Raw genomic sequence first — 21521 nt, 5'->3', positions numbered from 1 at the left:
ATTGCTAAAGGTTTTACCGCGTTCGACTGCATGATAGCGCGACTTTTGTGTAAACGCTCGGGCGTTTTTTGCTCAAACGCTTTAGCATGCAATAAGACCGGCTTCTCATGAATAATGCCGCCAATTTGTGTTCGAGCGCCGTCCGCCGGAACCATGGTTGTGGTTTTTGATGCATTGTTATCAAATAAAATAGCGAACTATTTTGAGAGCCCAGCCCGTTATACAAGTAGGAGATACCTATGCCTGCCGATTCCCTTCGTGATACCGCGTTTTGCGATGTTTTGAACCGTGAGCTTGTCTGTGCGCTCGGCTGCACCGAGCCCATTGCCGTTGCCTATGCAGCGGCGCTGGCGAGCCAGACGCTCGGTTGCGAACCCGATCATATGGATGTTGCCTGCTCGGGCAACATCATCAAGAACGTAAAGAGCGTGACCGTGCCTAACTCGGGCGGTATGCATGGTATTGAAGCCGCGGCCGTGCTGGGTGCCGTGGGCGGCGACGCCAAGAGCGCGCTCGAGGTGCTCGAGAGTGTTGACGATAAAGACCGTGCTCGCGTGGCCGAGCTCCTCGCCGATGCCGGCTACTGCGATGTGTCGCTTGTCGAGGGCGTGCCCAACCTCTACATCAAGGTGACTGCCACGGCTGGGGGGCATACCGCGGTCGTTGAGATTACCGACCACCACACCAATGTCACGTGCCATACACTCGACGGTATTCCGGTATGCGGCAAGTCGGTGGGGGAGTGTGCCGCCTGCGCCGAGCGCGTGGTGGCCGAGCGCGCGGCAGATAGCGCCGACACGCCCATGTCGATTGAGACCATCATCGACTTTATTGAGGACGGGGATGTTGAGGGTGCTCGCGCTGCCGTTGAGCGTCAGATCGAGCTGAACGGCGCCATTAGCGCAGAGGGCTTGGCGCACGCTTGGGGTGCCGAGGTGGGCCGTACGCTGCTGGGCGCTCGTGCCGATGACGTCGCCTGCCGTGCCCGTGCCCGTGCAGCCGCCGGGTCCGACGCCCGCATGAACGGCTGCGCACTGCCGGTCGCCATTGTGTGCGGCTCGGGCAATCAGGGCATTACCTGTGCATTGCCCGTTATGGAATATGCCGAGTACCTGCGCTGCGACCACGAGCGCCTGGTGCGCGCCGTGATGCTGTCCGATCTTATTGCCGTGCATATCAAAAGCTATATTGGTGCACTTTCGGCGTTTTGCGGTGCTATTTGCGCCGCGTGCGGTGCCGGCGCTGCGATTACCTGGCTGTGCGGTGGCACGCGTGATCAGATCGGCGCGACGGTCTCGAATACGCTCGGCAACGTGGGCGGCATCGTGTGCGATGGCGCCAAGGCGAGCTGTGCCGCCAAGATTTCCGCAGCCGTTGATGCGGCGATTCTGGGCCACGATATGGCCATGCAGGGCCGCGGTTTCCGCGCTGGCGAGGGCCTGATCCAAGATACCGTTGAGCAGACGATCGCCAGCATGGGCTATGTGGGTCGCGTGGGTATGAAGGACACCGACGTCGAGATCCTCAACATCATGATCGGCAAAACCCAAGTTTGTTAGGACCGTTCGTTGGCTACTTGGTGCTCGTAGAAGGCATCGATTACGGCGTTAAAGTCGCGGGCGAAGTCTTCCATGGTTCCGCGCCAGGTGGCTCGACTGGGTTTTCCCTGGCCAACATAGGCAGTTTGAATACCGCAGGCGGGGCTGGGGAAGTCGCGCTTGGGGTCGTTGCCCACCATAAGGACCTCGTGCGGTTCGAGCCCCATGGCCTGCAGCTGCTCCAGGTAATAGGTGGCATCGGGCTTGCAACGGGTGGCGTTTCCCATGTGCGTCACGAGCTCAAAGGGGGCGTCGGCCAGGTCACCCCAACCCATGCGGCATTCGATGGCCCCCTGGGGAAAGCTGGGGTTGGTAAAGAGTGCGCAACGCAGTCCTGCGTCCCGTACAGCCTGGAGTGCGGCGTGTGCACCCGGCATGGCGTGGGCATTGATGGCATCGTCATTCTTGTATGGGAGAACTTCGCGTTCATAGTAGGTAAACGCCTCGTAGATGAGTGGGTCCGAGAGGCAGATGCCGCACCTGCGCTCGACCTCGGTGCGGTAAAACTCAAGATTGGTGCGATTGTCCGTGCCGCTTCGGCGATTGGCGTTGAGGTCGACCAGGATGGTGCCGAGGCGTGCCATCGTGCCACCGCGGCTGCATCGTCCGATATCCGCGAGCATTGACGAGACATCCTTAAAATAGCGAAGGATAAACGCGTTGAGATTGATGCTGAGAAGCGTCTCGTCCATATCGAAAACGACTGCTTTGAGCACGCGGGCACCTTTCTCGAAAAATCGTTTAGAACGTTGGCTCCGGATACTTTACCCCAAAGCCGTATACTCAACTGCTTATCGTCAACTTATGGAGACGGTCGTTCACAAGATTGCGAAAAAGTCTCCATACGAGTAAAAAATCGCAGTTCACGCTTGAAATCGAAGTGATTTCCACGTAACCTATACGAACGTGATTGCATAAGCGTCACATTAGTATCTGTCGGCTCCCGAGTGTTCCTAAACGTTGTGTGCTTGTCGCACCCTTCTGTAGGTCCTAGCAATCGGGGCCCCGTAGTTCGAAAGGGGTCCACCTTTGAGTGAGATTCAGAACTCGTCCATTTTCTCTCTTGACGATGTCAACGAGGAGGAGATGAACAACCTCATCGACGGTACGATTACCGACTTTGATGAGGGCGATCTCGTTAACGGTACTGTCGTTAAGATCGAGCATGACGAGGTGCTCGTTGACATCGGATTCAAGTCCGAGGGCGTTATCCCGGTCCGCGAGCTGTCCATCCGCAAGGACGCTAACCCTGCAGACATCGTTGCACTCGGTGATTCCATCGAGGCCCTGGTTCTCCAGAAGGAGGACAAGGACGGTCGTCTGGTCCTTTCCAAGAAGCGTGCCGAGTACGAGCGTGCTTGGAACCGCATCGAGGAGAAGTTCAACTCCGGCGAGAACGTCGAGGGCGAGGTTATCGAGGTTGTCAAGGGCGGCCTGATCCTCGACATCGGCCTGCGTGGCTTCCTGCCCGCTTCCCTCGTCGACCTCCGTCGCGTCAAGGACCTCACCTCCTACATGGGCACCCGCATCGAGGCCCGCGTCATCGAGATGGACCGCAACCGCAACAACGTCGTTCTCTCCCGTCGCGTCGTGCTTGAGGAGTCCCGTAAGGCCGAGCGTTCCGAGATCCTGTCCAAGCTCAAGTCTGGCATGCGTCTCCAGGGCACCGTTTCCTCCATCGTCGACTTCGGCGCCTTCGTCGACCTCGGCGGTATCGACGGCCTCATCCACATCTCCGAGCTCTCCTGGAACCACGTCAACCATCCTTCCGAGGTTGTTAAGGTCGGCCAGGAGGTCGAGGTCGAGGTTCTCGACGTCGATCTCAACCGCGAGCGCATCTCCCTGGGTCTCAAGCAGACCACCGAGGATCCGTGGCGCGCACTGGTCAAGAAGTACCCCGTCGGCGCTATCGTCGAGGGCACTGTGACCAAGCTCGTCCCGTTTGGCGCTTTCGTCGATCTGGGCGAGGGCATCGAGGGCCTGGTGCACATCTCCGAGATGGCCAACAAGCACGTCGACCAGCCTTCTCAGGTCACCCACGTGGGCGACAAGGTTCAGGTCAAGGTCATGGAGATCGACCTCGACCGTCGTCGTATCTCCCTGTCTATGAAGTCCGCTGCTGAGACTCTGGGCGTCGAGATCGAGGTTACCCCGCTGCCTTCCGAGAAGAAGGACGAGGAGACCGACGCCGAGTAAATCGGTTTGACGATCACTTACTTTAAGGGATCCGTCCGCAATGGACGGGTCCCTTTTTGCGTTTGCCGGTGAGGTGCGCAATGCTACTCGTGCGCAATGCTGTCCGGGCTGTTCACGGGGGCTATTGGGTTGTCGGTGCATGAAAATGCCGACATCCCGCCTCGGGGAGGAGGCGGGAACGCACCGAGTAGACGGAGGGGTGCGGAGCGCGGTCGCGTCTCGACTGGCGACGTTGCCCATCGACAACCCTATTGTACTGCATGGCATGGTTCTTGGTATATCGTGTCGAACGCTTGTGTTGTGCCTTTGCCTGCGGCAACGGTGTGTTACACTCTTGCACTGCTGAGTGGGCCAGACGGTCGCGCGATGTGCTGCTTGCGGCACGCGTGAGGAAAGTCCGGGCTCCAGAGGGCGGGATGCCGGCTAACGGCCGGGCGGAGTGATCCGACGGAAAGCGCCGCAGAAAAGAAGACTCCCACCTGCGCCGCAAGGCGTAAAGGGAAAAGCTGAAACGGTGGTGTAAGAGACCACCAGCGTCGTGGCAACACGGCGGCTTGGCAAGCCCCATCCGGAGCAAGCGCGAATAGGAACGCTATGGGCCGGCCCGGTCCGCGTTCGGGTAGCGTGCGTGGAGCTGCACGGTAACGTGCAGACAAGATAAATGACCGTTCACGACAGAACCCGGCTTATAGGCCCACTCGGCACTTTGTTGACGCTGCGAACCCGTCAGCGCGACAATCTGCCTTTCAAGCCTTCGGGCATGACCATAAGGTCAATGCCCTCGTCTTTCAAGGCACCTTGCTCGCGCTGACGGGTTCTCGCTTTCGTTGACGGAATCATCGGCGGTTCCGTTCTTGGCATCTCGCTGTTTTTGCCTGGTCATCGGCAGCCTCATTTCTGTTGCAATCTCGTCTTTCAAGGCACCTTGCTCGCGCTGGCGGGTTCTCGCTGTTGGTGACGGCCTCATTGGCGTTTTCGCTCTTGTTGGCGAGGACAACGGTGCTGTCTTTGCCGTATTATTGAGGCTGTTTGTTGCCGCGCTTAGTTTTGTTGAGGGGCTTTGTTGGACAGCTATTTTACTCTGCGATCGAATATTGAGGCTTCTGGCGAGTTTGTGGATCGCAAGAGCCGGTTTATTGCCCAGCTGGTCCATATTGAATCCGAGGATGAGGCGAATGCCTTCATCGAGATGGTTCGCAAGCGTCATTACGACGCTCGACACAATGTTCCCGCGTGGATTTTGGTCGATGGACGCGAGCGTCAGAGTGATGACGGTGAGCCGAGCCGCACGAGCGGCATGCCGACGCTCGAGGTGTTGCGCGGCGCTGGGCTCAAAAATGTTTGCTGCGTGGTGACGCGCTATTTTGGCGGCACGCTGTTGGGGCCCGGTGGCTTGGTGCGCGCCTATACCGCGGCGACGCAGGCGGCGGTGGCAGCTGCTCAGGAGGCAGGGCAGGTCGTTGAGATGACGAGCGTCGTGCCTGTTGACGTGCACGTGGCCTATCCGCAGTATGAGCAGGTGCTTCGTTTGGCGCAGGATTCGGGTGCCAAGGTTTCGGATACCGATTACGCGGATGCCGTGACGATTCATTTGGTGTTTAAGGCGGGGGAGCAGGAGCCTTTTTGCGCTAAGATGCGCGAGCTTATGGCGGGGCGCGAGGAGATTGAGGTCGGCGCTCCCAAATTTGCCGAGTTCTAACGGCGACGGCTGGCGTGCTTTTGGATGAATCCCAAGCACGCCGGCCGTCGTTTTCTGTTGCCGCCGTTTACTCGGCGAGCTGCTTTAGCACATCGCAGGCGATCTCGATGGCGTCGTCGATGCAGCCGGGGCAGCTGCGGAGCGGACCATTGTCCGATCCGATGCCCTTGAGCGTGCCGCAGACGGTCGTCGTGTTTTTCGTTTTAAAACGCTTGGCGATTTCGCGCGACAGCTTGTAAGTCTGGCCCTTGGTCTTGGGGTTATCCATGCCGTCGCTCATTACAAAGCCCATGATGGCCACGGCGCCCGAGATAGCGCCGCAGGTCTCGGTCATGCCGCCCATGCCGGCGCCAAAGCCCTCGGTGAGGATAAAGGCGGTCTGGGGGTCGAGCCCGACGGCGGGTGCGAGCGTGCAGGCGACGGCCTGTGCGCAGTTAAAGCCACGGGCGTGGTATTCGGCAGCCTGAGCCTGACAGGCGGTGATGTCGAGCTGGGCAGTATCGATTTGCTTCATCGTTGTCTCCTCGGTAACGGTGTACTCGCCTATGGTACCCTTGCCGATGCATTTGTTCATCGAAAGCCTCATGTATGCCTCATTTTTATCTATCGAATAAATGCCAAGATCTGCGATACATGCCCCCGGTTGATTTGTCTCATAACCTACCTTGGGGATGGGTTGAGAGGGGTGCGGGGTAGCGGTATCGTGAACCGGATAAAAATGTAACCCAGGCAAGGGAGCTAGATATGAGCGAGCAGACCATCGGTACTACATGTGTTCAGGGCGGCTATCATCCGGGAGATGCGGAGCCGCGCCAGGTGCCCATCTACCAGTCCACCACGTGGAAGTACGACACGTCGGAGCACATGGGCAAGCTGTTTGACCTGGAGGAGTCTGGCTATTTCTACAGCCGTCTGCAGAACCCTACGTGCGATTTGGTTGCCGCCAAGATCTGCGAGATGGAGGGCGGCACCGCTGCGATGCTCACGAGCTCGGGCATGGCTGCGAACTTCCTCGCGATCTTTAACGTGGCCGGCGCCGGCGATCATGTGGTCGCAAGCTCGGCCATCTACGGCGGTACCTACAACCTGCTTGCCCATACCATGGGTCGTATGGGCGTTACCTGCACGTTCGTTGCCCCCGATTGCACCGATGAGGAGCTCGAGGCAGCCTTTGAGCCCAATACCAAGCTCGTCTTTGGCGAGACGATTGCCAACCCCGCCCTTGCCGTGCTCGATATTGAGCGCTTTGCCAAGGCCGCGCATGACCACGGCGTGCCGCTGATGGTCGACAACACCTTCCCGACGCCCGTGATGTGCCGTCCCTTTGAGTGGGGCGCCGATATTGTTACGCACTCCACCACCAAGTACATGGATGGACATGGGGCCTGCCTGGGCGGCGTGATCGTCGACCACGGCCAGTTTGACTGGATGGCCCATGCGGACAAGTTCCCGGGTCTCACCACGCCCGATGAGAGCTACCACGGCGTGACCTATGCCGAGAAGTTCGGTCGCGAGGGCGCCTTCATTACCAAGGCAACCGCTCAGCTCATGCGCGACCTCGGCCCCATGCAGAACCCGCAGGCGGCGTTTTTCCTGAACAGCTCGCTCGAGAGCCTGCATGTGCGCATGCCGCGTCATTGCGAGAACGGTCTGGCTGTTGCCAAGTTCCTGCAGAGCCATCCCAAGGTGCGCTTCGTGAGCTATCCGGGTCTGGAGGGCGACAAGTACTATGACCTAGCTCAAAAGTACATGCCCAACGGTACCTGCGGCGTTGTGAGCTTTGGCTTTAACGGTGGTCGCGCGGCGGCCGAGACCTTTATGAAGAGCCTTAAGCTCGCCCAGATCGCTACGCACGTGGCCGATGCGCGCACCTGCTGCCTGCATCCCGCGAACGCCACGCACCGCCAGATGAACGATGAGGAGCTTATCGCCTGTGGTATCTCCGCCGACATGGTGCGCCTGTCGTGCGGCCTCGAGGACACGGCCGATATGATTGCCGACCTTGAGCAGGCGCTCGAGCAGTGCTAGGCTAGCGTTCGTGCAAGGCGCCGATGCCGGCAGAAAGCTTCGGTGATCTTTAGTTCCGATACCGTAGGCGGGGCCCCAATCGCGACTGTTTGCAGGCGATTGGGGCCCCGTTTTTGTGTTGCTCCACTCGAAAGGATGGATATGGAGAAAACGCAGAGCAACTGCGCCACGAACACATAGCTGTTGAGGGGGACACCCATGGCAAGAACAAATGGGCGATTCTGTTTACGGTGCTCATCATGACGTTTATGGTGTGTCTGGATTCGACCGTCGTGACCGTGGCGCTGCCCGTGATGCAAAAGGGGCCGGGCGTGGGCCTCGATCGCATTCAGCTGGTAAGCCCGGTGTATCTGCTTGCGACTTTGCGGTGCGATGCGGCTTTGTGGTGCGATGCGGCTTGTGGGGCGGGCGGGGGTCGGTCCGTGGTAGACTATCGAGCAACGTTTATTAATCGCGCGGTATCGTTGCCGCGAGAAGGGGTTGCGCCATGCAGGAGCTTAAGGACCGTATTCGCCATGACGGCATCGTAAAGGCCGGTAATGTCCTTAAGGTTGATGCTTTCCTCAACCACCAGTGCGACGTTGAGCTGTTTGACCACATGGGCGCCGAGTGGGCCCGTCTGTTCGAGGATGTCGAGATTAACAAGATCCTTACGATCGAGGCTTCGGGCATTGGCATGGCCTGCATCGCAGCCCAGCATTTTGGCGGCGTGCCGGTGGTCTTTGCCAAGAAGGCGCAGTCCATCAACCTCGACGGCGAGCAGTATGCCACGACCATCTATTCCTTTACCAAGCAGAGGGAGTACCCGGTCATCGTTGGCAAGCGTTTCCTGTCCGAGGGCGACAAGGTCCTGATTATCGACGACTTCCTGGCCAACGGATGCGCGCTCGAGGGTCTTATCAAGATCTGCGAGGCCGCAGGCGCCGAGGTTGCCGGCATTGGCATTGCGGTGGAGAAGGGCTTCCAGGGCGGTGGCGATAAGCTCCGCGAGCGCGGCTTCCGTGTTGAGAGCCTGGCCCGTATCGCCGATATGGACTGTGAGAACGGCGAGATCACCTTCGCCTAAGCGCGCAACACAAGCGATTGGTATGCGATGTGACAAAGGGACTGTCCCTTTGTCACATTTTTTGTATGAGGGGGGTGTTGATATGGATGAGAACAAGATGGGATGGTGTGAGTATGCGCGCTATGCCGAGATGTCGGTCGAGGAGCTGGCGCGCGATTGCGAGGTGCAGGTGTTTCGCGCGACGGGTCCGGGCGGGCAAGGCGTGAACACGACGGACTCGGCGGTGCGCATGAAACATATCCCTACGGGGATTACCGTGACGGCGCGCGAGAGTCGCAGTCAGTTCCAAAATCGTAGCTGCTGTTTACGTAAGCTGCGCGCTGAGCTTGAGCGTCGCGGGCGTCCACCGCATCGACGCGTAAAGACCAAGGTGCCTCAGCGCTCTCGCCAGCGCAGACTTAATGACAAGCACTTCAACGCCATTAAAAAGGCCAACCGCCGCAAGCCGGGCGGGGTGGAGTGATCTTCTCGATAAGTTGCGGTGAAATAGGGGTGGTTAGCGGGTTGGACGCCAGACTTGGAGGGCGCCGGGAAGGATGTCGACTTCGATGCGCGAGGCGATAACAGGTTCGCCGTCGGCCTGGATGGGGTAGTCGGGCTCCCCAAAGGTGAGCTCGGCATGGCGGCAGCGGCGCATGCAAACCGGCGGCAAATTGGTATGGTGGCCGTCCTTGGCCGAAAGGAACATGGGAAGCGCGACCGCACGCGGAACGGGGCCGCAGGCGTAGCAAACGTCGAGCATGCCGTCGCACGGGTCGGCGTCGGGACAGATGCGATAGCCCGAGCCATAGGTGGGGCCCAGCTGAATCGCCATGATGATCGCCCTCACGCGCTCGGCGGGCGCGCCGTCAAAGCTGACTGTCATGGGGTAGTTGCGATAGCGCAGGCCAAACTGTTCAAGTCCCGAGAGGGTGTAGAGCGGAGCGCCGGTGAGGCCCGTCTTTTTGCGCAGCTCGGTGGTGCCCAGGCCGATGGCGGCGTCAATACCGACGGAGAGCGTCTGGTCGTAGTACTCAACGGTAGCCTCGCCGCTACCGCTTGCGGGGTTCCATGAGCGAATGCGACCGATGTCCTGACGCTGCAGCTCGCAGGTGAGCAGCGCGCCAAAATCCTTGCCGGAGAAATCTTCTATACCGAGCGTTTGGGCAAAATCGTTGCCGGAACCCACGGGTAGGATGGCAAGAGCGGGGCGGGGGTCCTCCTTTTGTGCCATAAGCCCGTTGACGACCTCGTGGATCACGCCGTCGCCGCCAAGGGCGATAACGGTGCGATAGCCCTGAGCCTGTGCGGCCAGCTCCTTGGCGTGTCCCATACACTCGGTCAATACCAGGTCAAACTGGGATGCGCGTGCAGTCATGTCCAAAAAGCGTTGCAGGCGCTCGGCAACTTCGCGCGCCGCACCCGATTGGGCGGCGGGGTTGGCGATGATGAGCGTTCGACCAAAATCAGTTGCGTGCATGGGCGACTCCCGGCATATGGCGTGACGGTGCGGTCGCGCTCGGGTCGAATTGCCCCCCGATTGTGGCTGCACGGCGAATACTTACGTCTACTCTATCAGGTCGTTGTGGCGCTCGATAGCATCCGCTACCGTACCGCCCTCGTCCACTATAAGCGAACGGCGCTTGGGTGAGATGATGCGCTGGGCAGGGTACACGCCGCGGTGTCCGCCGGCGAGGTAGCTGATAAAGGCCACGATGACAAAGAACCCGGCGGCCGTGCCGTGGAACAGGTCGATGGCCATCATGCAGGTGGTGATGGGCACGTTAAGGCCGGCACAGAACACGCCGAGCATGCCGAGAGCCGCCAGAAAACTGGGGTCGAGCCCGGTAAGGCAACCGATCCAGCCACCGAGTGCCGCACCGATGCCAAACAGGGGCGTGACCTCGCCGCCTTGGAAACCGGCACCCAGGGTGAGTGCCGTTACGACGAGCTTGATGGCGGCGTCGGCGAGGGTGGTGTTGCCGGCAAACCCGGCGCCCGAAAGCCACGTGGAAAGGCCGGCGTAGTCCCAGGCGTCGAGGAGGGCATAGACAGCCAAAACCACGAGTGCGCCTATAAGGGCGCGAACGAGGTAATTGGTGATAAAGCGACCGTACAGGCCCTTGACGGTTCGAACCGACCAGGCAAAGAGGCGTGCCGTCAGACCGAAGATAATGGCGCTGATAACAACGATAACGACCGTTTTGGGCGTCATGGCGGGAACGCTGGCGATGGCATTCGCTTCGTACTCGGTACCCAGGGCGAGTGATGTAAAGTAGCCGGTAAACGAGGCGACCAGGCAGTAGATCCCTGCGGTGTAGTCGATCTTGCCGATAAAGCACATCTCCATGCCAAAGAAAGCTCCGGCAAGGGGCGAACCGAATACGGCGCCAAAGGCCGACGAGATGCCGGCGAGCATGAGGTCGTGGTGGTCATGCTTTTTGAGGTGGGCGAGGCTTGAGATGTTGCTGGCGATGGTGCCGCCAATCTGCACCGCGGCTCCCTCGCGACCGGCCGATCCGCCCGTTAGGTGCGTGAGCGTGGAGCAGACGAAGGTGAGGACGGCCATGCGCTTATGGATGAGGCGTGTGCCCAGAGCGGAGTCGATGACCAGGTTGTTACCGCGTTTGGCGGCAAGACCGTGGTTTTTGTACACCCATGCGGTGGCAACGCCCACAACGGGAAGCAGCGCGTAAATCCACGTATGGTGCTCGCGATAGTCGGTCGCGATATTCAACGAGGCCAAAAACGCCCAAGCGGCAACGCCCATGGCGAGCGAGACGATGACGACGAGTACGAGCAACTTAGCGCTCGCGAGTAGGTTGTGGGCATTGCGGCGCGTGTCGGCAGCCAAGAGATGCTCGGAGCGGGTGAGCTGTTGCCTGCCTGCCATGATGACGTCGTTCAGGGAGAAAAAGCCGTCGTCGTCGAGCGGCTGGGAATGATCCTGCGCCTCGTTTGCGCTTTCGGGTTTGTCGGTAAAAGCCATACGTTCCTCTTTTAGGTTGCAACACGAGCATTATAGAACGTGCCAAACGTGACAAACCGGCAGGTCGGTTTCGGTTCTGTTTCGCGGCTTGCGGTCGACAGATGTATTCGAGAACGTGGGTCGTTTCGCCGTCGTGCGGCAGGGGATTATACTGAGACAAGCATAAAGAATTGGCGCCCCCGTTGTGCGCTGTGGCATTAAGAGGTGCATATGGCAGAGAAGCTCATTCCGCTGGAGGACGCGCAGTCGATTGTTCTGTCGCACGTTGCTCCGACCGATCTCGTCGAGATTCCCGTGTGGCAGGCTGCCGGTCTTCCCTTGGCCGAGGACGCGGTGGCCGATATCGACATTTCGCCGTTTGCTAACAGCGCTATGGACGGATATGCCGTGCGCGCCGTCGACCTCGCCAAAGCGTCCACCGATGCGCCCGTGACGCTTTCTGTCGTGGGGCACGAGGCGGCGGGCCATGTCTTTGAGGGCGCAATCGGCGCGGGCGACACGGTTCGTATCATGACGGGCGCGCCGGTACCCGAAGGTGCCGATGCCGTGGTGAAGTACGAGATTGTCGATGTGCTCGACGGTGACGGCAACGAGGGTTCGCGTGTGAGATTCTCGGCGCCTGCCAAGGTGGGGGAGAACGTTCGATCGGCTGCTGAGGAAGCGCATACTGGCGACGTCGTGATGTACGCTGGAGAGGTTGTGGCTCCGGCGGGCGCCGGCTTGCTGGCGAGCGCCGGGTATGCGAGCGTGAAGGTGCATGCCGCGCCGCGCGTGGGCATTATCTCGCTGGGGACGGAACTGGTCGCACCGAGTAACGTGCCGGCGCGCGGGCAGATTCGCGACTCCAACTCGTCGGCGTTGATGGCCGAGGCGCTCGATGCAGGAGCCGAGCCCGTGTTCTACGGCATTGCGCCCGATGATGAGCAGGCGATTGCCGAGCTGGTGCATCGCGCCGCGCAGGACTGCGATTTTGTCATTACGAGTGGTGGCGCCTCTGCGGGTGATTACGACTATGTGACGGCGCTCGTTCGGCGCGAGGGCGAGGTGCTGTTCGACCGCATCTCGATGCGTCCCGGCAAGGCCATCACGTTTGGCCTGCTGGGGGGCAAGCCATATTTGGGACTTTCGGGCAATCCCGCGGCGGCGTATGTGGGCTTTGAGATGCTCGCCCGCCCGGCGATCCGCAAGATGTGCGGCTTTGCCGAGGGCGTGCGTCCCGTGCAGCAGGCGAAGCTCACACACGGCGTGAAGAAGCGACAGCATCGCCGCTTCTTCGATCGTGCCACGGTTTTGCGCGACCCCGAGACCGGTGAGCTGTTGGTGACCGAGGCCAAGACGCAGAATTCGGCGCTGCTCGGCACGATGCAGCGGGCCAACTGCCTGCTGCGTATTGACGAAGGCCCGTGTGACCTCAGGGCGGGCGACGTCGTGGATGTCGTGCGTGTCGACTTGCCTGAGGGCGCGGTGCTATAGGAGGAACGCTATGGAGTTGAAGATATCGATTGTGACGTGCTCGGATACGCGCGGTCTTGCCCAGGACGAAGCGGGTGCTGCGCTCGAGGAACTCATCGCGGCGCAGGGCTGGACGGTCGCCTCACATGTGGTCGTGCGCGACGACGTCAGCGAGATCGGTGATGCCATTGTGGAAGCGGCCGATGAGTGCCACGCCAATGTCGTGCTCACCTGCGGCGGCACGGGCCTTTCGATGCGTGACGTGACGCCCGAGGCGACGCGTGCCGTCTGCGACCGCGATGTACCGGGTATTGCAGAGGCAATCCGTGCGTACTCCATGACCAAGACGCGCCGCGCTATGCTTTCACGCGCCGTGTGCATGCAGCGTGGGCATACGCTTGTCATCAACTTTCCGGGATCAACGAAAGCGGCCCGCGAAAGCTGGGAGGCTGTGAGCGACCAGCTGGAGCACGCAGCTCAAATGACGGCGGGGGGCGGGCACGCCAAATAAGCGCATTACCTGCGGCGGAGTGACCTTACGGGCTGCTCCGCCTTTTTTATGCAGCGACAGTGCGGGCCGTCTCGTGGTTATCGGTAAAGGAAAATTATTAGACGAGAAATATTTATCACAAACACTATTCGTGCAAAAGTATAATCTAGTAACAGAATAAAGCTTGCGGCGGGGTGCCCGGGCGTAGCGTTCGAAAGGGTTGAACATGTTCGATACGGTTTCTCGCCGCGGGTTCGTTTCACTTTCCGCTGCCGGCCTTGGCCTTGCCGGCTGTTCCGGCAGCAAGACGTCTGGGCCGACTGGCTCCGATGCCGGCTCCGCCAAGATTTCGTCCAAGAAGGCTGTTGAGCTGCAGGTCTTTGCTGCCAACTCGCTCGAGAAGGCCCTGCCCGAGGTTCAGAAGCTCTATACCGACCAGACCGGCACCACGTTTGCCGACACGCAGTTTAAGGCGTCTGGCGACCTTGTCGAGCAGATGCGCGCCGGTGCCGCCGTCGACGTACTCATCACGGCCTCCAAGGGCACCATGGATGACGCCGAGGCCGCCGAGCTCGTCGACGCCGACACGCGTGAGGACATGTTCGTCAACGACCTCGTGATCATTCGCGCCGAGGGCTCCGACACCAGGGTCGAGGCCATCGCCGACGTCGCGAACCTGGACGGCAAGATCGCCATCGGCGACGCCAAGACCGTTCCCGCTGGCAAGTACGCCAACCAGGCCCTGGCCTCCGTGGGCCTCTACACCGGCACCGAGGGCGACGACGGCGAGTATGCGCCCGATCTCGCCGACAAGGTGGCTCTGGCCGACAAGGTCGGCACCGCTGCGTCTTACGTCTCTACGGGCGATTGCGTGGCCGGTTTTGTCTACAGCTCCGATATCTTCCGCTACGACGGCATCGAGGAGACCTTCGTGTGCCCCGAGGACTCGCACAAGCCCATCGTGTATCCCGGCGCTGTCGCCGATAGCTCCGAGCACGCCGACGAGGCCAAGGCGTTCATCGACTTCTGCCTGACCAACAAGAAAGCCCAGAAGATTTGGGCTAAGTACGGCTTTGAGCTTTCCGCGTAGTTCGCAACATCGCCGCATAACGATATGCTTGAGGGCGGGCGTTCTCGCGATCGCCCGCCCTTTTGATTGAACCGGCGTGTCCGCGTGCCGTTGCCCTGTGTTTGAGGAGTCGCCCGTGTCAAGGAAAACGATTCGCCTGCTCGCCGTGCTGGCTGCGATTCTGTGCGTGCTGACCGCACCGCCCGGGGTTGCTCGGGCCGAGGCGCTCTTCACCACCGCCGATGGCCGCCAGGCGACCGAAGATTCCGCGCTTATCGATGGCGTCGGGTTTGGCCTCAACGCGTTTGAGCGCAATGCCAAGGGCACAGCCCGTTCGTTTGCGGGTCAGCCCGAGGGCTACCGTTTTCCTATCTACAAGAAGACGACCCTCGTGACGGTGACGACGCCTGAGAGCATCGTGGTCTGGCTCGACGCCCATGCCGTCAAAGACGCGGGGCTCGACATCTCAAAGGCAGATGACCAAAAGGCGCTCAAGAAGATGCTCGTGGGGCTCGACAAGTCGCACTCCATGGGTGGGGCGTTGCTGGAGGACTCTAATCTCGAATGGGTCTTTACCTCGGATAACGCGCTGGTGCAAAGCGATTACCGCTATCAGTTTAAGGTGAGGGGCGGCAACGGCGATTACTACACGGTAGTGAATGCCGCCGACGCCGCGAATGGCGAGCTAGATTTGGGTGACGGCGTCCTGTGGAGCGATAACGCCGCGCTCGTGCGGTATGCGGACGTGTCGACGACGGTGCCGCCGTCGCTGGCGGAGCGCGCCGCAGCCTTCTTGGGCGACATCGACTATCGCCCGTTTTGGGTGTCCATAAAAACGAGCGGCCTTGCCCTGCTGATCTCCTTTGCGCTGGGGCTGTTCGCCGCGTGGAAGACTATGGGTACCTCGAGTCGCATCAAGGGCCTGCTCGATTCGGTTTTTACGATTCCTATGGTGCTGCCGCCCACGGTCTGCGGCTTTCTGCTCCTCATGCTGTTTGGCCGCTCGACCGGGGTGGGTCAGTGGCTTATCGCGCACGGCATCTCGATTGTCTTTACGTGGCCGGCGGCGGTGATATCTGCCGTGGTGGTGTCGTTTCCCCTGGTCTACCGTACGGCACTTGGTGCCTTCGAGAGCCTCGACGCGCAGATGCTCGATGCGGCGCGAACCTTGGGATGGTCCGAACGCCGTATCTTTGCCAAGCTCATGATGCCCCTTGGGTGGCCTTCTATTGCCGCCGGTACGGTCCTCGCCTTTGCCCGCGCGATGGGAGAGTTTGGCTGCACGCTGTTCTTTGCGGGCAACTACGCCGGTATTACGCAGACCATTCCGATTGCGATTTACTTTGAATGGATGGGCGGCAATACGTCGGTGGCCCTCTTTTGGGTCATCGTCGTAATCGTGTTTAGTTTCCTAGTCATCCTGTTCATCAACATGTACACTGCGCATTCGCAAAAGTACCGCGAGCGCGGCCTTTCCCGTGCGGAGCGCAAGCAGGCCAAAGATCTCGCCGGACAGGGCGATTCGCTCGACCCGGCGGGCGGCGATGCCTTGCGTATCGATCGCGAGGCGCTGGCCGAGCTCATGCGCGATGACGCCGTCTCGAAGGGAGGTCGATAGGCCATGTCGCTCGTTCTGGATATCAAAAAGCGCTATCCCGGGTTTACGCTCGACATGCAGCTTGAGGCCGGCGAGGAGCGCGTGGCGCTGCTGGGCGCCTCGGGTTGCGGCAAGAGCTGCACACTTCGCTGCATCGCCGGCGTGGAGACGCCCGACGAGGGCAAGATCGTCGTCAACGGCATGACCTTTTTTGACTCGGCGGCGGGCATCAACCTGTCGCCCCAGGAGCGAAAATGTGCCCTGCTGTTCCAAAACTATCAGCTGTTTCCCAACATGACGGTGGCCGATAACGTATGTGCCGGTGTAAAGGACGCGGGCGACGCCGCGGCGCGCAAAAAACTCGCCGAGCGCTATCTGGACATTTTCGGTCTAGCCGATTTTGCCGACCGCTACCCCGCGCGCCTTTCGGGCGGGCAGCAGCAACGCGTGGCGCTCGCCCGCATGGTGGCGGCGCATCCGGGCATCTTTATGTTCGACGAGCCCATGAGCGCGCTCGATTCCTATCTTAAGAGCGCCCTCGAGCAGAACATGCTCGACCTGTTCGACGTCTGTAACCGCACCGTGCTCTACGTGAGCCACGACATCGACGAAGCGTGCCGCCTCTGCCAGCGCATCTGCGTGATGCATAACGGGCGCGTCGAGGAGATTGGTTCTGTCGAGGATGTGGTTCGCCGTCCGCAGACACTGGCGGCGCTGCGCTTGACGGGCTGCAAGAACACAAGCCGGGCGCGCAAGATCGGCGATGAAGAAGTTGAGGCGCTCGATTGGGGCATGACCTTTAACGTGGGTCGCGAGGTTCCCGATAATGTGGCGTACCTGGGCATTCGCGCAAGTTACTTCCATGTTGACAACCGTGCCGAGCGGGGCCGCAACAGCTATGATTTGCACGTGGCCCGAGTGAGCGATTCGCGTTTTGAGCGCCTGGTGCTGCTGGACGTACCGCGCGTCGATGCGCCCACGCGTCTGCAGTGGAAGGTCAACAAGGTGAGCGTGCCTGTCGACGAGCTACCGCAAGCAGGCGAGACGCTGCGCATGCATTTTGATGCCAGTAGGATCCATTTGGTCTGTCGATAGCGCCGGGTAATGCCGTCGGGGATATAAGCCTCGGCGGCTTTGTCTTGCCGTTCGCCGAATGAGGGATGACAAACTCTTATCAATCAAGATAATTATTTATTAAACGACGGCACACGATGCTGTCGTACGACGATGCCGCGGGGGCTGCAAGCGTGGCTCTGTGTGGTACGTCCGACGAGGTGATTCCCGAGGGCGAGAAGGTGCTGCCGGCAAATCTGTGTCCGCTCATCAAGTCGACGTACGTCTTTGCCTACTCGCAAAAGTGCCCGTTTACGTACTTTAGCGACATGATCATCGGCGAGACCACCTGCGACGGCAAGAAGAAGATGTACGAGCTGCTGGGGGAGCTCAAGCGCACGCACATTCTGCATCTTCCGCAGGGTCGCGACCGCGCCTACGAGCGTGAAGGCTGGTACGAGGAGTGCCGCCTGCTCAAGGAGGAGCTCGAGGGCTTCTACGGCGGCTAAGGCCGCTGTGGTCGATGGGGTGGATTCGGTGACGTGGACCTGCGTGCAGCCAACCGGGTTCTCCTCGGTCGATGCTTCCGAGCGGCTGCGCGAGGCACTGGCAGCGGCTGGCTATGACGTGGCTGCCGACCTGGCGCGTTCCGGCGAGCCCACCAAGATCAGCAGCATGTGCACGGTGTTTGCCGAGAGCGAGGTCATTAGCCTGATCGGCCGCGGCGAGCCGCGCGAGAACATTGCGCGTGGCGTGATCGAGAGCGTCGTGTCGCGTGTGGCGACCATGGCCTCGCAAGCCGCGGGCGCCCCGTACTATCTGACCGGTGGTCTGTGCGAAAACGCCTATGTCGTCGAGCGTCTTGGCGCATTGGTGGGCTCGCCGGTCACCACCTCGCCCCAGGCCCGCTTTGCCGGTGCCATCGGCGCGGCCATTCGAGCCCAGGCGCTCGCGTAGGGGGCCGGTGCGATAAATTGCCCGCTCTCGGCGCCGCCATGCGTATACTGGGAGGAACTGATTGACCGATGAGAGGAGGTATCGATGGCTGACGATCTCATGAAGCTCACGCAGATGACTGCCGCGAGCGGTTGAGCCGCTAAGTTGGCTCCTGGAGCCCTCGCCCAGGTCCTGGGCGACTTACCCAATGTGCATAACGACAACCTGCTCGTGGGGTTCGATACCTCCGACGATGCGAGCGTCTTCCGCGTTGGCGATAACTTGTGCCTCGTGCAGTCCATCGACTTCTTCCCACCGATGGTCGATGACCCGTTCCTGTTTGGCCAGATCGCCGCGGCAAACTCGCTGTCGGACATATACGCCATGGGCGGACGGCCGAGCCATGCCATGAACCTGCTTTGCATACCCAGTTGCCTGGGCGTTGAGGTTGCCGGCCAGATTCTGGCGGGTGGCGCCGACAAGTGCGTCGAGGCCTGCTGTGCCATCGCGGGCGGCCACACCATCAACGACGACGAGCCCAAGTACGGCCTGTCCGTGAGTGGCTTTGTCGCGCTTGACCGTATGCTCACCAACAGCGGCGCACACGTGGGCGATGTTCTGCTGCTGACCAAGGCGATCGGCTCGGGCATCATCACTACGGCCATTAAGGGCGAGCTCATCGAACAGGATGATGCCAGCCCGATGTTCGACTCGATGCGGACCCTCAACGAGGCTCCGATTCGTCTGGCCGAGGACCTCGAGCTTCATGGCTGCACCGACATCACGGGCTTTGGCCTGATCGGACATGCGTGCGAGATGGCCGAGGGCTCGGGCGTGCAGATTGAGCTTGTGTCGGGGGCGGTGCCGCTCTTTGACCAGGTGCTCGACATGGCACGCCTTGGCATTATCCCTGCCGGCGCCTACCGTAACCAGGACTTTTTTGGCCCGCGCGTGGCGGTCGACGATGGTCTGGAGCCGGGGATGCTCGACGCGCTGTACGATCCGCAGACCTCGGGCGGCCTGCTTATCGCGGCGCCTGCTGCCGATGTGGATGAGCTTGCGCGCCGTCTGCATGCCGAGGGGCGCGTTGCCGCCGTCGTCGGTCGCGTGTGCGAGCCGGTGCCAGGCGGTCCTGCCGTCCACGTTGTCCGATAGCCCGCACGTTTATGTAACTGTTTACCGTTCTCTAGAACGGTTCTTTCGAAAGGAAAAGCTATGTCTACCAAGATTGAAGTCAATGCCATGGGCGATGCCTGCCCGCTGCCCGTCGTCAAGACGCTTAAGGCGCTCAAGCAACTCGATGGCGAGGGCGTTGTCGTGACCTCGGTCGACAACGAGACCGCCGTCAAGAACATCTCCAAGATGGCGCAGGAGAAGGGCTGCACGGCCTCGTTCGAGAAGGTTTCTGACGCCGAGTGGCACGTGACCGTGGCGACCGCCGGTGCCGTTGCCGTGGCTGATCCCGAGCAGGATGGCGCTGCCTTTTGTGATGCCAGCTCCGGCAAGGGCAAGCTCGTCATTTCCGTCTACACCGACTGCATGGGCCGTGGCGACGACGAGCTGGGCCACAAGCTCATGAAGGCCTTCATCTTTGCCGTGACGCAGCAGGAGGAGCTGCCCGCGACCATGCTGTTCTACAACGGCGGCGCCAAGCTCACCGTCGAGGGCTCTCCGGTGCTCGATGACCTGAAGGGCCTGGCCGAGCAGGGCGTCGAGATTCTCACCTGCGGTACCTGCCTGGACCACTTTGGCATTAAAGACCAGCTTGCGGTGGGCGAGGTCACCAACATGTACGTGATCGTGGAGAAGATGGAGCATGCCGTGCGCGTCGTGCGCCCGTAACATATTTGGTTGGAGTTGCCATGAGGGAGAAGCGTCCGGCGCTTGTCATCACGTTTCCCACCACGGCGGCCGCCATGGGGTGCGAGACCCTATGCATCGAGCGCGGCCTCCCCGGGCGAACGATTCCTGTGCCCGGGGAGGTCGCTGCCGGCTGCGGTCTGGCGTGGAAGGCGTTGCCTGCCGATGAGGAGCTGCTGCGCGGCGAGCTTGCCGCAGCTGGTGTTCCCACCGAGGGCTTTACGGTGATTGACATGTGGGAGGTCGTGCGATGATCTATCTGGATAACGCGGCGACGACCATGCATAAGCCGCAAACGGTGATCGATGCCGTGACGCAGGCGATGTGCTCGCTCGGCAATGCCGGGCGCGGCGCCACGTCGGGTGCTCTCGATGCGGCTCGTACGATTCACGGTTGCCGTGCCAAGCTCGCGCGCTTGCTGGGCTGCCCATGTGCTGACCATGTTTGTTTTACGCCCAACTCCACCGCGGCGCTCAACACCGCCATCTGTGGCGTGGTGCGCCCCGGCGACCGTGTGGTCACGACGGTGCTCGAGCACAACTCGGTGTTACGCCCGCTCAATCGCCTGTCGGCGGTACAGGGTGTGGCGGTTGAGCATGCGGGCTGCGACGCGAACGGCGTGCTCGACTACGACGAGCTCGAGCGGTTGGTCACGCCGGACACGCGTGCTGTGGTGGTGACGCACGCCTCCAATGTGACCGGCAACGCGGTCGACATTGCGCGCGTAGCGGCCATGGCCCATGCGGCAGGTGCGCTGGTGATCGTCGACGCCTCTCAGTCTGCCGGTACGGCGCATATCGATATGCACGCCATGGGGCTCGATGTCGTGTGCTTTACCGGCCACAAAGGGCTCATGGGACCTCAAGGCACCGGCGGCCTGGCCGTGGCAGAGGGCATTGACGTGGCGCCGTGGGCCATGGGCGGCACGGGCGTGCACAGCTTCGATGCGCTGCAGCCGCTTGAGTGGCCCACGCGCCTTGAGGCGGGCACGCTCAACGGTCACGGTATCGCGGGCCTTTCTGCCGGCCTCGACTTTATCGAGGCCCAGGGTGGGGTCGAGGCGATTGCTGCCCACGAGCGTGCGCTCGCCGATCGCTTCCTTGCCGGCGTGCGCGAGATTCCGGGGATTAAGCTCTACGGTGCCTTTGACCAGCCGACGCGCTCGGCGATCGTCTCACTCAACGTGGGTGATATCGACTCTGCCCAGATTTCTGACGCGCTTATGCAAGGGTGGGGGATTGCGACGCGCCCCGGCGCCCATTGTGCTCCGCTCATGCACCGCGCGCTCGGGACCGAGCGCCAGGGTGTCGTTCGTTTCTCTTTTGGGTATTTCAACACGGACGGGGAAGTCGACGCCGCGATTGACGCTTTGCGCGATTTGAGCTGCGATTAGACCAACCTTCTGCGCCCTTAGATAAACCGTTTGCGTAACCTTCCCGCATTGTCGCTTATACAGGGTATTGTGAGATGATGGCCCGCACTGGGTCCTCGGTATCTTTGCGAATTGCG

20 protein-coding genes, 1 other RNA gene and 1 pseudogene are annotated in these 21521 nt (G+C 60.9%); 18 read left to right on the top strand and 4 right to left on the bottom strand.

Going from position 1 to position 21521, the window contains the following annotated elements:
* Positions 1 to 239 precede the first annotated feature (239 nt).
* Positions 240 to 1559 (top strand): L-cysteine desulfidase family protein, encoded by a 1320-nt coding sequence (locus ACTM86_RS05955; protein ID WP_441016255.1) that lies wholly within the window; start codon positions 240 to 242, stop codon positions 1557 to 1559.
* On the opposite strand, the gene ACTM86_RS05950 is transcribed toward ACTM86_RS05955, so the two are convergent.
* Positions 1556 to 2314 (bottom strand): HAD family hydrolase, encoded by a 759-nt coding sequence (locus tag ACTM86_RS05950; RefSeq protein ID WP_441016252.1) that lies wholly within the window; start codon positions 2312 to 2314, stop codon positions 1556 to 1558. The two genes, ACTM86_RS05955 and ACTM86_RS05950, sit on opposite strands and share 4 nt — an antisense overlap.
* 313 nt (positions 2315 to 2627) lie before the next feature.
* Between ACTM86_RS05950 and rpsA the strand changes: the two genes are divergently transcribed.
* The 3 genes from rpsA to ACTM86_RS05935 all read left to right on the top strand — a co-directional run bounded on the left by rpsA (position 2628) and on the right by ACTM86_RS05935 (position 5493).
* Positions 2628 to 3794: a 30S ribosomal protein S1 gene (gene rpsA, locus ACTM86_RS05945; protein WP_154515317.1), complete on the top strand. Its 1167-nt coding sequence runs from the start codon at positions 2628 to 2630 to the stop codon at positions 3792 to 3794.
* A 343-nt stretch (positions 3795 to 4137) separates the two neighbouring features.
* Positions 4138 to 4499, top strand: an RNA gene (gene rnpB / locus ACTM86_RS05940) — RNase P RNA component class A.
* A 355-nt stretch (positions 4500 to 4854) separates the two neighbouring features.
* Positions 4855 to 5493 carry a YigZ family protein gene (locus ACTM86_RS05935; protein ID WP_195838524.1) on the top strand — a complete coding sequence of 213 codons (639 nt, stop codon included), beginning with the start codon at positions 4855 to 4857 and terminating at the stop codon, positions 5491 to 5493.
* 67 nt (positions 5494 to 5560) lie between these two features.
* Here ACTM86_RS05935 and ACTM86_RS05930 read toward each other — a convergent pair whose 3' ends face one another.
* Positions 5561 to 6079 (bottom strand): C-GCAxxG-C-C family protein, encoded by a 519-nt coding sequence (locus ACTM86_RS05930; RefSeq protein WP_195838525.1) that lies wholly within the window; start codon positions 6077 to 6079, stop codon positions 5561 to 5563.
* Positions 6080 to 6237: 158 nt separating this feature from the next.
* On the opposite strand from ACTM86_RS05930, the gene ACTM86_RS05925 reads away from it, so the two are divergent.
* From ACTM86_RS05925 to ACTM86_RS05915, 3 genes and pseudogenes are all read left to right on the top strand, one after another.
* Positions 6238 to 7521, top strand: coding sequence for an O-acetylhomoserine aminocarboxypropyltransferase/cysteine synthase family protein (locus tag ACTM86_RS05925; protein ID WP_441016249.1), 1284 nt, complete (start codon positions 6238 to 6240; stop codon positions 7519 to 7521).
* A 487-nt stretch (positions 7522 to 8008) separates the two neighbouring features.
* Positions 8009 to 8587, top strand: a complete 579-nt coding sequence (locus tag ACTM86_RS05920; protein ID WP_441016246.1) for a xanthine phosphoribosyltransferase — start codon at positions 8009 to 8011, stop codon at positions 8585 to 8587.
* Positions 8588 to 8738: 151 nt separating this feature from the next.
* Positions 8739 to 9050: pseudogene (locus tag ACTM86_RS05915) on the top strand (peptide chain release factor family protein); the annotation flags it as partial.
* Positions 9051 to 9083: 33 nt separating this feature from the next.
* Here the strand turns inward: ACTM86_RS05915 and ACTM86_RS05910 are convergent.
* Together ACTM86_RS05910 and ACTM86_RS05905 are read right to left on the bottom strand one after the other, a co-directional pair.
* On the bottom strand, positions 9084 to 10046 hold the full coding sequence (locus ACTM86_RS05910; RefSeq protein WP_441016243.1) for a diacylglycerol/lipid kinase family protein: 963 nt from the start codon (positions 10044 to 10046) through the stop codon (positions 9084 to 9086).
* A gap of 87 nt (positions 10047 to 10133) precedes the next feature.
* On the bottom strand, positions 10134 to 11555 hold the full coding sequence (locus ACTM86_RS05905; RefSeq protein ID WP_441016240.1) for a chloride channel protein: 1422 nt from the start codon (positions 11553 to 11555) through the stop codon (positions 10134 to 10136).
* A 210-nt stretch (positions 11556 to 11765) separates the two neighbouring features.
* On the opposite strand from ACTM86_RS05905, the gene ACTM86_RS05900 reads away from it, so the two are divergent.
* The 11 genes from ACTM86_RS05900 (at position 11766) to ACTM86_RS05850 (ending at position 21405) form a co-directional block, all read left to right on the top strand.
* A complete protein-coding gene (locus ACTM86_RS05900; RefSeq protein WP_441016237.1) occupies positions 11766 to 13028 on the top strand; it encodes a molybdopterin molybdotransferase MoeA in 1263 nt (420 codons plus the stop codon).
* A 10-nt stretch (positions 13029 to 13038) separates the two neighbouring features.
* Entirely contained in the window at positions 13039 to 13518 is a 480-nt protein-coding gene (locus ACTM86_RS05895) for a MogA/MoaB family molybdenum cofactor biosynthesis protein (RefSeq protein ID WP_441016234.1), read from the top strand.
* Between the two features lie 205 nt (positions 13519 to 13723).
* Positions 13724 to 14587 carry a molybdate ABC transporter substrate-binding protein gene (gene modA, locus ACTM86_RS05890; protein ID WP_441016231.1) on the top strand — a complete coding sequence of 288 codons (864 nt, stop codon included), beginning with the start codon at positions 13724 to 13726 and terminating at the stop codon, positions 14585 to 14587.
* Positions 14588 to 14702: 115 nt separating this feature from the next.
* Positions 14703 to 16184, top strand: a complete 1482-nt coding sequence (gene modB / locus ACTM86_RS05885) for a molybdate ABC transporter permease subunit (RefSeq protein ID WP_441016228.1) — start codon at positions 14703 to 14705, stop codon at positions 16182 to 16184.
* A 3-nt stretch (positions 16185 to 16187) separates the two neighbouring features.
* A complete protein-coding gene (locus ACTM86_RS05880; protein ID WP_441016225.1) occupies positions 16188 to 17258 on the top strand; it encodes a sulfate/molybdate ABC transporter ATP-binding protein in 1071 nt (356 codons plus the stop codon).
* A 116-nt stretch (positions 17259 to 17374) separates the two neighbouring features.
* Positions 17375 to 17725: a 2-hydroxyacyl-CoA dehydratase gene (locus ACTM86_RS05875; RefSeq protein WP_441016223.1), complete on the top strand. Its 351-nt coding sequence runs from the start codon at positions 17375 to 17377 to the stop codon at positions 17723 to 17725.
* 7 nt (positions 17726 to 17732) lie between these two features.
* Positions 17733 to 18173 carry a BadF/BadG/BcrA/BcrD ATPase family protein gene (locus ACTM86_RS05870; protein WP_427747749.1) on the top strand — a complete coding sequence of 147 codons (441 nt, stop codon included), beginning with the start codon at positions 17733 to 17735 and terminating at the stop codon, positions 18171 to 18173.
* 84 nt (positions 18174 to 18257) lie between these two features.
* Positions 18258 to 19307, top strand: a complete 1050-nt coding sequence (selD, locus tag ACTM86_RS05865; RefSeq protein ID WP_441016220.1) for a selenide, water dikinase SelD — start codon at positions 18258 to 18260, stop codon at positions 19305 to 19307.
* Positions 19308 to 19367: 60 nt separating this feature from the next.
* Complete coding sequence (yedF, locus tag ACTM86_RS05860; protein WP_441016217.1) at positions 19368 to 19994, top strand: sulfurtransferase-like selenium metabolism protein YedF; 627 nt, start codon at positions 19368 to 19370, stop codon at positions 19992 to 19994.
* A gap of 20 nt (positions 19995 to 20014) precedes the next feature.
* Positions 20015 to 20266 carry a DUF3343 domain-containing protein gene (locus ACTM86_RS05855; RefSeq protein ID WP_343001227.1) on the top strand — a complete coding sequence of 84 codons (252 nt, stop codon included), beginning with the start codon at positions 20015 to 20017 and terminating at the stop codon, positions 20264 to 20266.
* On the top strand, positions 20263 to 21405 hold the full coding sequence (locus tag ACTM86_RS05850) for an aminotransferase class V-fold PLP-dependent enzyme (protein ID WP_441016214.1): 1143 nt from the start codon (positions 20263 to 20265) through the stop codon (positions 21403 to 21405). Before ACTM86_RS05855 ends, ACTM86_RS05850 begins: the two co-directional genes overlap by 4 nt.
* Positions 21406 to 21521 lie beyond the last annotated feature (116 nt).

This window comes from Collinsella sp. HCP3S3_E11 (assembly GCF_052067375.1).
GTDB lineage: Bacteria > Actinomycetota > Coriobacteriia > Coriobacteriales > Coriobacteriaceae > Collinsella.
The sequence above is the reverse complement of the archived record's forward strand: the minus strand, read 5'-3'. Positions and strand labels throughout refer to the sequence as shown.